Genomic DNA, 14,221 nt, shown 5'->3' on the forward strand with positions numbered 1-14,221 from the left:
CCCGCAGAGCCGGGCTTTATTTCCATCTCTCATGGCATTCTCTGGATGCCGTGATACTTCTTCAAAACGCGTGGTCACGCGGACTCAGGCACGGGGACGACATTGCAGCAGAAACTCAACAGGACTTCGATCGCGCTTGCGCTCGCGTCGGGCATTTCCTTGCTTGCCGGAGGTGTTGCACCTGCCCATGCCATGACGCTTCTCGATCTTATTCGCGGCGGGCCGGCAAAGCGCGCGCCGGTCGCCGAGGAACCTGCTCCGGCGCCGAACGTCGCGAGGCGCCAGCCGTCCGCACCCGTCCGCGACCGCGATCCTGAGCCGCTGCCGAAAGTCACAGGCCCGACCTATTACACCTACAAGACGGATGCGATGCGCGCCGTGAAGACGGACGGCTTTGCGGCGGCGACAGCGACGGACGAGAGCCGTTTCCTGGCGGAGGCCAAGGTGATGGCGACCGGCGACGTCGCGCAGGTGCTGGAGACCTATTACGGCCGATCAGGCACCAAGATCCTTTGGGTCGCCGATGGCGATGTCACCGAGAAGGCAAGGGCCGTGCTCGCCACGTTCGAAAAGGCCGGCGATTACGGGCTCGATCCGGCCGACTACGTGCTGCCGGTTCCGGAGCTGACCACCGCAAGCATAGAGCCTGTTTCCGCGACCGACGAAGCCGTTGAAGCGTCGGACGCTTCGGCCGTTTCCGCGATCGAGACGCATGAACGGCAACTGATGCGGTTCGAGCTTGCCCTGTCAGCCAAGGTGCTGACCTTCGCGCAGGACATGATCCGCGGGCGCGTCGATCCGAACCGGATTTCCGGTTATCACGACCTGAAGCGCAAGGACGTGAACCTTTCCGTCGTGCTTCCTTTCGTAAAGAACAGCACGGATGCCGGCGCCTATCTGGAAAGTCTGGCGCCGCAAAGCGCCCATTTCAACGCGCTGAAGGCGGAGCTTGCCAGGCTGAAGGCGGAGGCCAGCAAGGAGAGCGCGGCGATCGCGCTGCCTGAAAACCTGATCCTGAAGCCGGGCAAGAGCAGCCCGGAAATGGCCAATGTGGTCGCGGCGATCGAGCACCGAGGCTCCGATGCGCTGAAGACCAAACACTCCGCTATCTTTGCCGGCTATCAGCAGTCGACCGACTACACGCCCGAACTCGTAGATCTCGTGAAGTCCTTCCAGGAGGAAGCGGGATTGAAGGCGGACGGCGTCATCGGCCCTGCCACCGTGCGTGCCATGACCGGCCATAGCGCCGAGGACAAGATCCGCAAGCTCGTCGTCGCCATGGAAGAGGCCCGCTGGCTGCCGGACAATCTCGGCGACCGCTATGTCTTCATCAACCAGCCCGCCTATACGGTAAACTATCACGAGAACGGCGCCGAGCAGTTCTCCATGCGCGTCGTCATCGGCTCGAAGTCGAACCAGACCTATTTCTTCCAAGATCAGATCGAGACGGTGGAATTCAACCCCTATTGGGGCGTGCCGCAGTCGATCATCGTCAACGAAATGCTGCCCAAGCTGCGCTCGGACCCTTCCTACCTAGACCGGCTCGGTTACGAGGTGGCCGTCAACGGCCGCACGGTCCCCTCGCGCAACGTCAACTGGTACGGATCGACCAGGGGGATTTCTGTACGTCAGCCGCCGTCGAGCGACAATGCGCTCGGCGATCTGAAGATACTCTTCCCGAACGCCCATGCGATCTACATGCATGACACGCCTTCGAAGAGCTATTTCCAGCGCGATATGCGGGCTCTGAGCCATGGTTGCGTACGACTCGCCGAGCCGCGCAAGATGGCGGCCGCGGTCCTCGGCACGACCGAGGCGGACGTTTCTGCGCGGATCGCGGCCGGCAAGAATGTCGCTGCCAAGGTGACGGCGAAGATTCCGGTCTACGTGGCCTATTTCACCGCCTGGCCGAACAAGGACGGCGTGGTGGAGTATTTCGACGACGTCTACGGCCGGGACGCGGCGGTGGAGAAGGCTTTCGAGGCGACCACCAAGGCAAGAACCCCGCAGGCCTAATAAGGCGCCAAACCAAAGGCGGGCGGTGCAGCAATGCGCCGCCCGTTATTTTTTTGAAGAAGAGATACCAGAACAGCGCCGTTTCCCGGCGGGATTGGCCGAGCGCGCTGTAGAGATGTTCGTCATATCCGCCGAGTTCGAAACCGTATTTCTTGTAGAACCGGCATGCGGCCACATTGTTGGACTGCGTTTCGAGGCGGATGCCTGGCAGGTCCCGCGCTTTCGCCCATTTGACGGCATGATCCATCAACCGGCGGCCGAGGCCCGCCCCGCGAAGCGGCCGGTCGATCTGGATGTCATCGATCTCCGCATAGCCGTTCCAGCTTTTGGAGACGATCACATGGCCACGGACCCGGCCGGCATCGAGGATCGCGATCACGGCGCGATCCTCATTCGCCGTTGCTTCATCCTCGTCGAATTCATAGGTCTTCGCGTAGGCTTCGACGTCTCTGGTATCGAGGAAAGGGTCCCAGGGAGCCTTGAGCTCCGAGGTCACGTCGAAGGAGAAGTCGCAGTCCGCAATATCGCTTGCGGAAATTCGCTCGACCCGCTCGATCCTCATGGCAGGCCTCGCCGGATCAGGCCGTCGCGCTATCGATGACTGGCTGAAGTTTAACGCCCTCGACGATCGCTTGCCCGATCAATTCGGCGGTGAGCTGGTCGAAGCTGTCGATCACGTAGTCCGGGTCGAGTTCGTGCACCGGAACGTCCGAATAGCCGAAGGTGACGGCGATCGAGGGGATGCCGGCATTGCGAGCGGCCAGGATGTCGTTGATGCTGTCGCCGATCATCACGCTGTTTTCCGGATACCCGCCGGCGCGCTCGATCGTGCCGAGGATGTGGCGCGCGTCGGGTTTACGGACGGGGAACGTATCCCCGCCGGTGATTGCGGTAAAACGCTGCGTCAGGCCGAGCTTTTCGAGAAGCGGCAGGGCAAGCTCTTCCGATTTGTTGGTGCAGACGGCGAGCTTCATGCCGGCGGCTGAAAGGCGATCCAGGCATTGGATGAGGCCCGGATAGGGGCGGCTTTCGCCCGGCATGTTGACTTTGTAATGGGCGAGGAAGCGCTCGAGCAAAGGCTCCACGTCCTTCTCGTCGAGCGGCTTGCCGCGAAGTTCGAAGGCGCGGCGGATCATTACGCGCGCTCCCTGGCCGACGAGATGGGTGAGGTCCGCGAAGGTGACGGGAGCGAGATCGGCCGCCGCGATCGTATGGTTCAGACTGTCGATGAGATCGGGCGCCGTATCGATCAGCGTGCCGTCGAGATCGAAGATGACGAGGGGAGAATTCACCGGAACACCTCGTGAGGTCGCAGGAAGGTTGGACACCCGACTTAGGCAATGGCGGCGGCAAATGCAAATGATGAGGCGATTAAGCCTGCCGGAGACTATGCCTGTTTTCACGCGATCGGGGTCTTTCGTTTGGCGGGGGAGCCGTGTAAACAGCGGTTCGGCGAAACATCGGGGGAGCTTTTGGCGCATGGACGCCCGGGAAATGAAGATCAAGGCAGCCGAGGCGGCGCTGGCCTATGTCGAGGACGGCATGCGGCTCGGCATCGGTACGGGTTCGACGGCGGAGGAATTCGTCCGGCTGCTCGCCGAGAAGGTGGCCGAGGGGCTGCGGGTGGAGGGCGTTCCGACATCCGAGCGCACCGCGAGGCTCTGCCTTGAGCTCGGCGTGCCGCTGAAATCCCTGGACGAACTTCCGGAGCTCGATCTGACGATAGATGGCGCCGACGAGGTGGACGGCGATCTCAGCCTCGTCAAGGGCGGCGGCGGCGCGCTTCTGCGCGAGAAGATCGTTGCGGCTGCTTCGAGCCGCATGATCGTCATAGCCGACGAAACCAAGCTCGTGGATACGCTCGGCGCCTTTCCGTTGCCGATCGAGATCAACCCCTTTGGCCAGACGTCTACCCGCATCGCCATCGAAAAGGCGGCGGAGCGTCTCGGTCTTTCAGGCGAGCTGACGCTGCGCAAAGCCGGCGAAGACCCGTTCACGACGGACGGCGGCCACTTCATTTTCGACGCATCTTTTGGCCGTATTCCTGATGCAGAGGCTCTCTCTGGCGAGCTGAATTCGATTCCCGGTGTCGTCGAACACGGGCTGTTCATCAATATGGCGTCCTTCGCGATCATCGCCGGTCCGGCGGGACTGCGGACGCTGAAGGCGAAATAATTTACAGGAGCAATCAACTCATGGTCAGATTTGCGGTTTTTGGGCGTGCCGCCGCTGTTGCGATTCTTCTTGCCGGCGCCTTTGCTGCGCCCGTGAGCGCGCAGGAGATTTCCGAGGAGCATCTTGCCGCCGCGCGCGCGACGATCGACGCGATCAACGCCACCGATCGCTATGATGCCATCCTGCCGAACCTCGCCGAGCGGCTGAAGGCCGAGTTCATCCAGGCATCGCCGAACTTCCAGGAGCAGATTTCCGCCGGTGTCGACGAGGTGGCAATCAGCCTCGCCGCCCGCCGTTCCGACCTGGAGCGCGAGGCCGCGACGACCTACGCCAAGACCTTCACCATCGACGAACTCAAGGCCATTACCGCCTTCTACGGCACCGAGGCCGGCAAGAAGCTCCTGACCAACGGTCCGCTGGTTGCCCGCGAACTTGCAAAATCCGCCGAGATCTGGGCGAACGGCATTTCCCGCGACCTGACCGCCCAGAGCAGCGAAAAGCTTCGCGGCGTGATCGATGCGGCTCCCGTCCAGGCGCCGACCGCCGAAAGCGTGGCGCCGCCGGCCGAAGGCCAGCCGCAGCAGTAAGTGCCGCATCGGCAAAAGGATTTTGTGAAGGCCGGAGCGATCCGGCCTTTTCCTTTTCCGGCCGCAATCATTATATGAGTGCCACATTCCTCTACCCCCGAAGGAGACACCCCATGGCCGCCTATGATTACGACCTCTTTGTGATCGGTGGCGGATCGGGAGGCGTGCGGGCGGGCCGTGTCGCCGCCTCGCTCGGAAAGAGGGTGGCGATCGCCGAAGAATACCGTTTCGGCGGAACCTGCGTCATCCGTGGCTGCGTACCGAAGAAGCTCTTCGTCTACGCCTCGCAATTCGGCGAGCATTTCGAGGATGYCGTCGGCTTCGGCTGGGAGGTGGGGACGAGCACCTTCGACTGGAAGAAGCTGATCGCCGCCAAGGACAAGGAGATCGCCCGTCTCGAAGGCCTCTATCGCAGGGGACTGGAAAATAACGGCGCCGAGGTTCTGGAGACCCGGGCGGAACTGGTGGATACCCACACGATCCGGCTGGTGAATACGGGCAAGACTGTTACGGCGGAAAAGATCGTGATCGCGACCGGCGGCTCGCCGAACCCGCACGTCGCCCTTCCGGGGCATGAGCTTTGCATTTCCTCCAACGAGGCCTTCGACCTGCCTGAGCTGCCGCGCTCGATCCTGATTTCCGGCGGCGGCTATATTGCGGTGGAATTCGCCAATATCTTCCATGGGCTTGGCGTTGATACGACGCTGATCTATCGCGGCAAGGAGATCCTTTCCCGCTTCGATCAGGACATGCGCCAGGGCCTCCACAAGGCGATGGTGGAAAAGGGCATCCGCATCATCCTGACAGACGTTATCGAGGAGGTGACGAAGGCGCCGGCCGGCGGGCTCGTCGCCCGCACCCTCGGCGGCGAGACGATTGCAGTCGATACGATCATGCTGGCCCTCGGGCGCGATCCGAACACGCAAGGGCTCGGCCTGGAGGCCGCCGGCGTCGAGATGAACGAGCGCGGCGCGATCGTCGTGGACGAATATTCCCGCACGAGCGTGCCGCATATCTATGCGCTCGGCGATGTCACCGACCGGGTACAGCTGACCCCGGTGGCGATCCATGAGGCGATGTGCTTCATCGAGACGGCCTTCAAGGACAATCCGACGGCGCCCGATCATGAACTTATTCCGACGGCCGTCTTCTCGCAGCCCGAGATCGGCACGGTCGGACTGTCGGAGGAGGCGGCTTGCAAGAAATATCCCGCGATCGAGGTCTACCGCGCGGAGTTCCGGCCGATGAAGGCGACGCTCTCGGGCCGCACTGAGAAGATGATCATGAAGCTCGTGGTCGATGCGAAGAGCCGCAAGGTGGTCGGCGCGCACGTTCTCGGCCACGACGCGGGCGAGATGGCGCAACTTCTCGGCATTCCGTTGAAGGCCGGGCTCACCAAGGACGATTTCGACCGCACCATGGCGGTGCATCCGACGGCGGCCGAAGAACTCGTCACCATGTACAAGCCGAGCTACCGGGTGGTGAACGGCGAGCGCGTGGACGCCTGAGCGAGAGAGGCGGATTTCAGCCCGGTCGAATGCGGTGGACCCCTCAAAAGTAGCGGGTTCAATGCCGCGTGCGTTCGGCCGTAACTGCCGCTATGCAAGAGCTTCGTTAAGGTTTATAAGCCCGCATCCCCGAGATCGAAGGCGCGCGGCGGCATTCGCCGATGCGGCAAACAGGTGAGTAAGATGGCACAGAACTGGACCCCGAGCACATGGCGGCAGAAACCGATCCAGCAGGTCCCGGAATATCCGGACCAGGCCGCGCTGGCCGCAACGGAAGCACAGCTTGCGACCTTTCCGCCGCTCGTTTTTGCCGGTGAGGCCCGTCGTCTGAAGAAGCAGCTCGCAAGCGTTGCGGAAGGTAATGCCTTCCTGCTGCAGGGCGGCGACTGCGCCGAAAGCTTCGCGGAGCATGGTGCGGACAATATCCGCGACTTCTTCCGCTCCTTCCTGCAGATGGCCGTGGTTCTGACCTATGGCGCGCAGCTTCCGGTCGTGAAGGTCGGCCGCATCGCCGGCCAATTCGCAAAGCCGCGCTCCTCGAACATCGAGAAGCAGGGCGAGGTAGAGCTGCCGTCCTATCGCGGCGACATCATCAACGGTATCGATTTCACCCCGGAATCCCGCACGCCGAACCCGGAGCGCCAGCTCGACGCCTACCGGCAGTCGGCCGCGACGCTCAACCTGATCCGCGCCTTCGCGATGGGCGGCTATGCCAATCTCGAAAACGTCCACAAGTGGATGCTCGGTTTCGTGAAGGATAGCCCGCAGGGCGAGCGCTACCGCAAGCTCGCCGACCGCATCAGCGAAACCATGGATTTCATGAAGGCGATCGGCATCACGGCGGAAAACCAGCCGAGCCTGCGCGAGACGGACTTCTTCACCAGCCACGAGGCGCTGCTTCTGGGCTATGAGGAAGCGCTGACCCGCGTCGATTCCACTTCAGGCGACTGGTATGCCACCTCCGGCCACATGATCTGGATCGGCGACCGCACGCGCCAGCTCGACCATGCGCATGTGGAATATTTCCGCGGCATCAAGAACCCGATCGGCCTGAAATGCGGCCCCTCGCTGCAGCCCGACAATCTGATCGAGCTCATCGACGCGCTGAACCCGGCGAACGAAGCAGGCCGTCTGACGCTGATCTGCCGTTTCGGCCACGACAAGGTCGCTGACAGCCTTCCGAAGCTGATCCGCGCCGTCGAGCGCGAAGGCAAGAAGGTCGTCTGGTCCTGCGATCCGATGCACGGCAACACGATCACGCTCAACAACTACAAGACCCGGCCGTTCGAGCGGATCCTGTCGGAAGTGGAGAGCTTCTTCCAGATCCACCGCGCGGAAGGCACGCATCCGGGCGGCATCCATGTCGAGATGACCGGCAAGGACGTGACCGAATGCACCGGCGGCGCCCGCGCGGTGACGGCCGGCGACCTACAGGATCGCTACCACACCCATTGCGATCCGCGCCTCAACGCGGACCAGGCGCTGGAACTGGCCTTCCTGCTTGCCGAGCGCATGAAGAGCGGCCGCGACGAAAAGCGCATGGTCGTGAACGGCTGAATGGCCGTTTTCGAAGAGCAGACATGAAGAAGGCCGGCGGAAACGCCGGCCTTTCTGCTTTCCGAGCTTCGTGCCGGATTACTGGACGAGTACCGGACGCTGGCAGCTCACTCCTGTGACCCGCACATCCGCTTCGCCGATCCTGACCCCGAGGGTCAGCAGCACGTTGTAGAGCAGCGCATCGACGGGCTTGGTCAAGAGGCTCAGCGTGTCGGCCAGCGCATTCTGGATGAGCGTTGGCGTGCCGATGGCCAGCACCCCGAGCTGAATTTCCAGTTTGAGCCGGCGGATAAGTGAGGTGACCAGGCTCGTCAGCGTGTCGCTGGTTGATACGCTCTGAACGCGCGCCGCGGCTATGTCGGCGGGCGAGAAGGTCAGCGTCTTCTTCGTGAGATTGCCCGCGACGATATCCGCCTTGCCGGTTATATTGATGAGGAGCGACGAGAGGATTTTTGCCTCCGTCACACGCGGTTTCGTGCCGAAATTCTCGAAGGCGGTCTGATCGACCTTGCCGAGCCCGATGGAAGCGACGCCGGGAACGACCTCGACATCGACAGTGCCCGGAGACCCGGCGCCGCAGCGGATATCGGCAAGCCGCGCTTCCGCATGGGCGACTTCCAGATAGAGCGGTACTTCCACTTTCAGCCCTGCGATCGCCGCAAGGCCATCGACCGCGACCCGCAACGCCAGCCGCGTCTGAGCGGTGCGGACGACCGTACCCGGTTCGCCGACGGCGGTGGGCGGCGTTCCGACGGGCGGCTCACCGATCGCGAGATCGAGCGAAACCGAGGCAAGCCCCGGAATGGTGGCTCCGAGATCGATGGCGAGCTGCCTGCCATTGTTGCCGGCGACGGCTGCGGCCGAGATGATGTCCATCAGGCTCGCCTTGACCATGAGCCCGTCACCCTGGCCGACGAGGTTTTCCGAAAGCGGGCCGAGCGCCAGGATTTCCTCGAGCTTCAGCTTGACCTGCGTTCTGCCGAGCGCGTTTTCGAGCGTGTTCAGCACGGTATCGACGGCCGGCGTGACGCCTGTGGTCTTGCCGAGCGCATCGAGCAGCCTGCCATAGGTGATTTCAGTCGCCAGCACCTCGGAATAGGTGCCTGCGGTCAGGCCGAGGTCGACCGCGAGCGCATCCAGCACATGCAGCAGGTTGACCTGCGTATCCACCAGCGCCCGATAGTCCATGACCTTCAGCGACACCGTGGTGCCGAGGAGCTTGCCGAGCAGCGCGTTCAATATGCCGCCGTCGAGGCTTRCAAGCCGCGAGCCTACCGAAAAGGYGGCCACCTTGTTGCTTGCGGCCGTGCCGGTGGCCCGCAGTTCCGGCGGGGTGGCGAAGCTCCCGGCGAAGAAGAGATCGCTCTTGCGCACGACCGTCACCTTCACGGCATCATAGGGCTGGACGCCCGCCTGGAAACGCTGATCGACGGGTTTTTCGGGATCGGGTACGTAGCGCCCCTTTACGAGCATGGCGTAGCCGTCTCGATTGTCGAAAATCCTTTCCGGATCGAAGGGAATCTCGCCCTCCGGAGTGATGGCGCCGGTTTCCGTTCGGACGGCGAGATTTTGGCCGTTCATCTGGAAATAGGAGAGCACCGCTTCTTCCGGCTTGTTCAGGGCGCTGGAGGCGGCGATCGCCGAGAGATCGGCGGTCTGCTGCAGCGTGCGCTTCTGAAGCGTGAGACTGCCGTAGTCTATGCCGAGCGCAAGTGCGCCGATGACCACCGGAAAGGTGAGCGCGGCCGAAATGGCGATATTGCCGCGCCTGTCCCTCAGTATCCCGCGTGAGGTATGCCACAGTCCCCGCATATCATATCCCTCCCATTCTCATGGTGGAGAACCTGCGGATACGCTGATCCGGCAGGGCATAGCTGAAGAGATTCCAGATCGGCAGGTCGCCGGCGTCGTATTCGATGGCGACGGTGAACTGATTGGGGTTTTTCGGGTCGTCCTCGACGTCYAGCGTCAGATGATCCTTCTTCAGGAAGGCGTGGTTCATCGTGGACGTGTCGAGGAAATTGCGGACGAGCTCTTTCCGCTCGGTGGCGTTGAGGCCGGCGACAGCGGTGCGGGCGGCGTCCGCCGCGAGCTGCTGCACCGAATGAGCGGCACTCAGATAGATGCCGTAGCCGATCAGCGAAAAGAGCGTCAGAAAGAAGACCGGCGCGATGATGGCGAATTCCACCGCCGAGGCGCCCGATCGCGAGCATAACAGGTGTTTGAGTCGTGCCGTCATTACCCCAACCCCGCACATAAATGTAATGTCGAACATCGTGAGGGGCGGACGCTAATTGGAGATTAGGAAACTCCGTAAAAATTGAGCGATTCTCGATTTATGCAAACAATAGTAGTGGAAAACGCCTCCGCCGGGGGCGGGAATCCGCCGGTGAAGTTGCGGATGGCTGACGAGACGATGTTGAAAAAATGTGCTAGGGCGAAGTTGCCGCTATTCGATCTCAACGTTAAATCATTGTCATGACCGAAGAAAACCGCCAGACCCTGCGTATCGCCGTTGCACAGCTCAACCCCACGGTCGGCGATGTCGCCGGCAACCTGGCGTTAGCCCGCGAAGCACGAAAGGATGCCGCCCGCGAAGGGGCGGAGCTCATCGTCTTCACCGAACTCTTCATCTCCGGCTATCCGCCGGAGGATCTGGTGCTGAAACCGGCCTTCCTGAGAGCCTGTTTGAAGGCGGTGGAGGATATGGCTGCCGATACCGCCGATGGCGGTCCCGGCGTCATCATCGGTTTTCCGCGCCAGGGTGAGGAGGGGCGGCACAATTCGGTGGCATTGCTGGACGGCGGCAAGATCGTCGCCATAAGGGACAAGGTCGATCTGCCCAATTACGGCGAGTTCGACGAGAAGCGGGTGTTCACCGAGGGTTCGATTTCCGGACCCTATAATTTCAGGGGTGTCCGGATCGGCATTCCGATCTGCGAGGAAATCTGGAACGACATGGGCGTCTGCGAGACGCTGGCCGAAAGCGGCGCCGAGATCCTGATCGTGCCGAACGGTTCACCCTATTATCGCGGCAAGGTGGATGTCCGCCATCAGGTGGCGCTGCGCCAGGTGATCGAGAGCGGCCTGCCGCTTCTCTTCGCCAACCAGGTCGGCGGGCAGGACGAATTGGTTTTCGACGGCGCGAGCTTCGCGCTCAACGCCGACAATTCGCTCGCCTTTCAGATGAGCCAGTTCGAGCCGGCCATTGCGATGACCGACTGGAAAAGGAATGGCGAAGGCTGGCGTTGCATGAATGGGCCGATGTCGCGCATTCCGGAAAAGGAGGAGGCGGATTACCGTGCCTGCCTGCTCGGCTTCCGCGACTACGTCAACAAGAACGGCTTCAAGTCCGTGGTGCTCGGCCTTTCCGGCGGCATCGATTCGGCGATCTGCGCGGCGATCGCGGTGGATGCGCTGGGCGAGGAGCGGGTGCGCACCGTCATGCTGCCCTATCGCTATACGTCGGAGGATTCGTTCAGGGATGCCGCCGATTGCGCAAGAGCGCTCGGCTGCCGCTACGACATCGTGCCGATCGCCGAGCCGGTCGACGGCTTCTCATCCGCGCTTTCCGAGCTTTTCGAGGGGACCGACGAGGGTATCACCGAGGAAAACCTGCAGAGCCGTGCCCGCGGCACGATCCTGATGGCGATCTCCAACAAGTTCGGCTCCATGGTGGTAACGACCGGCAACAAATCGGAAATGTCGGTCGGCTATGCGACCCTCTACGGCGACATGAACGGCGGCTTCAACCCGATCAAGGATCTCTACAAGATGCAGGTCTATGCGCTGGCTGCCTGGCGCAACGAGCATCTGCCGCCCGGCGCGCTGGGGCCGACGGGAGAGGTGATCCCGAAGAACATCATCTCCAAGGCACCTTCGGCCGAGCTGCGCCCCAACCAGACGGACCAGGATTCGCTGCCGCCCTATCCGGTGCTCGACGATATCTTGGAATGCCTGGTTGAGATGGAGATGAGCACGGAAGAGATCGTGGAGCGGGGGTATGACGTGGCGACCGTGCACCGTATCGAGCACCTGCTTTATCTGGCCGAATACAAGCGCCGCCAGTCGGCTCCCGGCGTGAAGATCACCAAGAAGAATTTCGGCCGCGACCGCCGTTACCCGATCACCAACCGTTTCCGCGACCGGTAGGACTAGGAATGGCGCTTCGTAGCTCGATCGAGATCTTCGACATCCGCACGCGCGAGAGCCGCGTCGTCTGGCAGACGGAGCAGCTGTTCGAGGCGCCGAACTGGTCGCCGGACGGCAGCTACCTGCTGCTCAATAGCGAAGGGCTGCTCTATCGGCTGTCACCACAGGGTGACGGCGGGCCTGAGCTTCTGGATACCGGCTTCGCGAGAGAGTGCAACAACGATCACGGCATCTCGCCGGACGGCAGCCTGATCGCGATTTCCGACAAGGTGGAATTCGGCAAGTCGGCGATCTATGTGCTGCCGGCCGAGGGTGGCGAGCCGAGGCTGGTGACGCGAAACCTTCCATCCTACTGGCACGGCTGGTCGCCGGATGGGAAGACCTTCGCCTATTGCGGCATCCGCGACCAAGTCTTCGATATTTACACGATCGATGTCGAAGGCGGCGAGGAGAAGCGGCTGACATTCGGCGAGGGCCGCAATGACGGGCCGGATTATTCGCCGGATGGGAAGTGGATTTACTTCAACTCCAGCCGCACCGGGCTCATGCAGATATGGCGCGTTCCGGCCGCGGGCGGCACGGCGGAGCGCATTACCCGCAGCGATTATGGAGACTGGTTCCCGCATCCGTCACCGAATGGTGACAAGGTGGTCTTCATCTCCTACGACGCCGATGTCTTCGATCATCCGCGCGACCAAAACGTCAGAGTGCGGCTGATGGATATGGATGGGGGCAATGTCGAGACGCTGTTCGATCTCTTCGGCGGGCAGGGCACGATGAACTCGCCGAACTGGGCGCCGGACGGAGAGCGGTTCGCCTATGTCCGTTATTTTCCGATCCCATGAGCGTTGAGAAGGATACCGCGCTGGAGGCTGCCGCCGCGTTCGAGCCCGCCGAGCGCGAGGCCGTTTACCGGGCGATCGAGACCCGGCGCGATGTGCGCGACCAGTTCCTTCCCGAGCCGCTGCCGGACGACCTTGTGGCGCGGCTCCTGGGAGCCGCTCATTCGGCGCCTTCGGTCGGTTTCATGCAGCCGTGGAACTTCATCCTGATACGCGACCCGGCCGTGCGCGAGGCGGCCTGGGCTGCCTTCTCGCGCGCCAATGCGGAAGCGGAGGCGATGTTTCCCGAGGAGAAGCGGGATCAATACAGGAGCCTGAAACTCGAGGGCATCCGCAAGGCGCCGCTCTCGATCTGCGTCACCTGCGATCCCGACCGCGCGGGGCCGGTCGTGCTCGGTCGCACGCACAATCCCTGCATGGACGTCTATTCCACGGTCTGCGCGGTACAGAACCTCTGGCTTGCGGCGCGCGCCGAAGGGGTGGGTGTCGGCTGGGTCAGCATTTTCCGCGACGAGGACGTGCGCGGGCTGCTCGGTATTCCCGAGYGGATCGAGATCGTCGCCTGGCTTTGCCTCGGCTATGTCGACCGGCTCTACCCGGAGCCGGAACTGGCGATCAAGGGCTGGCGGCAACGGCTGCCGCTGGAGGACCTGGTCTTTCGCGACCGCTGGCAGGAACCCGGCCGCTGAATCATTGCATGGGCTGCGGTCCCGGCGAAGCCGGGTTGGCAAGGTCGATATCGTTTTCTTCCGGAAAGAATTGCGGCCCGACGCTGCGCACCTTCTGGTTTCGGTCATAGGGGCGCTCCGGCGGCGGCTCCGGCTTCACCTCGGCGGTCTTGGCCGGCTCGGAGGACTGCGTCGGAGCAAGGGTGCGCAGGTTTGTGATGCCGGAATAGGGTTCGATGGCGGCATTGCCGGAATGCTCGGGTTCGGCAGCTTGCGGCAAGGCGGAAATCTCCGTCACGTCACAGCCGTTTTGTCGCAATGCCGCGAGAATCCCGGATCGATCCATCGTCGGCCGTACCAGCGACCGTGCCTCGTCGCGCCGCATCATGATGTCCTGGCGGTCGGCCTCCATGGCCGCGAGCTCGTTCTGCATGTCGCTGCAGATGTCGTCCGGGCCACCGAAGGAAACGATGCTGCCGGCGCCGCAGCCCGCCCGCCGCATTTCGGTCCTGAGATCGCGGATATCGGCGTTGAGCCGGCTAAGTTCCTGCGCGTGATATCGCACCTCGGCCGTGCTGCCGATGACCTGCGGGCTGTTTCCGAGCCTGCGCTGAAGCGCCTCGCATGCGGGCCGTTCCTGCGCTGCCGCTGCAACCGGCAGGAGCGCAATGGCCAGAAGAGGAGCGATCAGGAACCCGCGAGCTTGCATGGCGTCA

General features: G+C 62.7%; 13 protein-coding genes. 8 read left to right on the forward strand and 5 right to left on the reverse strand.

Annotated features, from left to right (window positions below; all coding sequences use genetic code 11):
- Positions 1-192: 192 nt before the first annotated feature.
- Entirely contained in the window at positions 193-2,016 is a 1,824-nt protein-coding gene (locus tag LCM4573_RS12755) for a murein L,D-transpeptidase (protein WP_083347431.1), read from the forward strand.
- Here LCM4573_RS12755 and LCM4573_RS27240 read toward each other — a convergent pair.
- Positions 1,898-2,578 carry an N-acetyltransferase gene (locus tag LCM4573_RS27240; RefSeq protein ID WP_083347424.1) on the reverse strand — a complete coding sequence of 227 codons (681 nt, stop codon included), beginning with the start codon at positions 2,576-2,578 and terminating at the stop codon, positions 1,898-1,900. The genes LCM4573_RS12755 and LCM4573_RS27240 overlap by 119 nt on opposite strands.
- 16 nt (positions 2,579-2,594) lie before the next feature.
- The gene (gph, locus tag LCM4573_RS12765) at positions 2,595-3,308 is read right to left on the reverse strand and encodes a phosphoglycolate phosphatase (RefSeq protein WP_338012585.1); all 714 of its coding nucleotides are present in this window, start codon (positions 3,306-3,308) and stop codon (positions 2,595-2,597) included.
- Positions 3,309-3,495: 187 nt separating this feature from the next.
- Between gph and rpiA the strand changes: the two genes are divergently transcribed.
- From rpiA to LCM4573_RS12785, 4 genes are all read left to right on the forward strand, one after another.
- Positions 3,496-4,191 carry a ribose-5-phosphate isomerase RpiA gene (rpiA, locus tag LCM4573_RS12770; RefSeq protein WP_071006669.1) on the forward strand — a complete coding sequence of 232 codons (696 nt, stop codon included), beginning with the start codon at positions 3,496-3,498 and terminating at the stop codon, positions 4,189-4,191.
- A 20-nt stretch (positions 4,192-4,211) separates the two neighbouring features.
- The gene (locus LCM4573_RS12775; RefSeq protein WP_071006670.1) at positions 4,212-4,778 is read left to right on the forward strand and encodes a DUF2059 domain-containing protein; all 567 of its coding nucleotides are present in this window, start codon (positions 4,212-4,214) and stop codon (positions 4,776-4,778) included.
- A gap of 113 nt (positions 4,779-4,891) precedes the next feature.
- Entirely contained in the window at positions 4,892-6,286 is a 1,395-nt protein-coding gene (gene gor / locus LCM4573_RS12780; protein ID WP_071006671.1) for a glutathione-disulfide reductase, read from the forward strand.
- Between the two features lie 183 nt (positions 6,287-6,469).
- The gene (locus tag LCM4573_RS12785) at positions 6,470-7,843 is read left to right on the forward strand and encodes a class II 3-deoxy-7-phosphoheptulonate synthase (protein ID WP_071006672.1); all 1,374 of its coding nucleotides are present in this window, start codon (positions 6,470-6,472) and stop codon (positions 7,841-7,843) included.
- Between the two features lie 78 nt (positions 7,844-7,921).
- On the opposite strand, the gene LCM4573_RS12790 is transcribed toward LCM4573_RS12785, so the two are convergent.
- Both LCM4573_RS12790 and LCM4573_RS12795 read right to left on the reverse strand, forming a co-directional pair.
- A complete protein-coding gene (locus LCM4573_RS12790; protein ID WP_071006673.1) occupies positions 7,922-9,655 on the reverse strand; it encodes a TadG family pilus assembly protein in 1,734 nt (577 codons plus the stop codon).
- Position 9,656: 1 nt separating this feature from the next.
- A complete protein-coding gene (locus LCM4573_RS12795) occupies positions 9,657-10,082 on the reverse strand; it encodes a TadE/TadG family type IV pilus assembly protein (RefSeq protein WP_071006674.1) in 426 nt (141 codons plus the stop codon).
- 239 nt (positions 10,083-10,321) lie between these two features.
- Here LCM4573_RS12795 and LCM4573_RS12800 point away from each other — a divergent pair, with 239 nt between their 5' ends.
- From LCM4573_RS12800 to bluB, 3 genes are read left to right on the forward strand one after another with little or no spacing between them, the layout of a single operon-like run.
- On the forward strand, positions 10,322-11,995 hold the full coding sequence (locus LCM4573_RS12800; protein ID WP_071006675.1) for an NAD+ synthase: 1,674 nt from the start codon (positions 10,322-10,324) through the stop codon (positions 11,993-11,995).
- Between the two features lie 8 nt (positions 11,996-12,003).
- Positions 12,004-12,840: a TolB family protein gene (locus tag LCM4573_RS12805; protein ID WP_071006676.1), complete on the forward strand. Its 837-nt coding sequence runs from the start codon at positions 12,004-12,006 to the stop codon at positions 12,838-12,840.
- Positions 12,837-13,526, forward strand: a complete 690-nt coding sequence (gene bluB / locus LCM4573_RS12810) for a 5,6-dimethylbenzimidazole synthase (RefSeq protein ID WP_071006677.1) — start codon at positions 12,837-12,839, stop codon at positions 13,524-13,526. Before LCM4573_RS12805 ends, bluB begins: the two co-directional genes overlap by 4 nt.
- 1 nt (position 13,527) lies before the next feature.
- Here bluB and LCM4573_RS12815 read toward each other — a convergent pair whose 3' ends face one another.
- Entirely contained in the window at positions 13,528-14,214 is a 687-nt protein-coding gene (locus LCM4573_RS12815) for a hypothetical protein (RefSeq protein ID WP_071006678.1), read from the reverse strand.
- Positions 14,215-14,221 lie beyond the last annotated feature (7 nt).

Origin of the sequence: Rhizobium sp. LCM 4573, from assembly GCF_001854865.1 — a bacterium.
Classification (GTDB): domain Bacteria; phylum Pseudomonadota; class Alphaproteobacteria; order Rhizobiales; family Rhizobiaceae; genus Neorhizobium.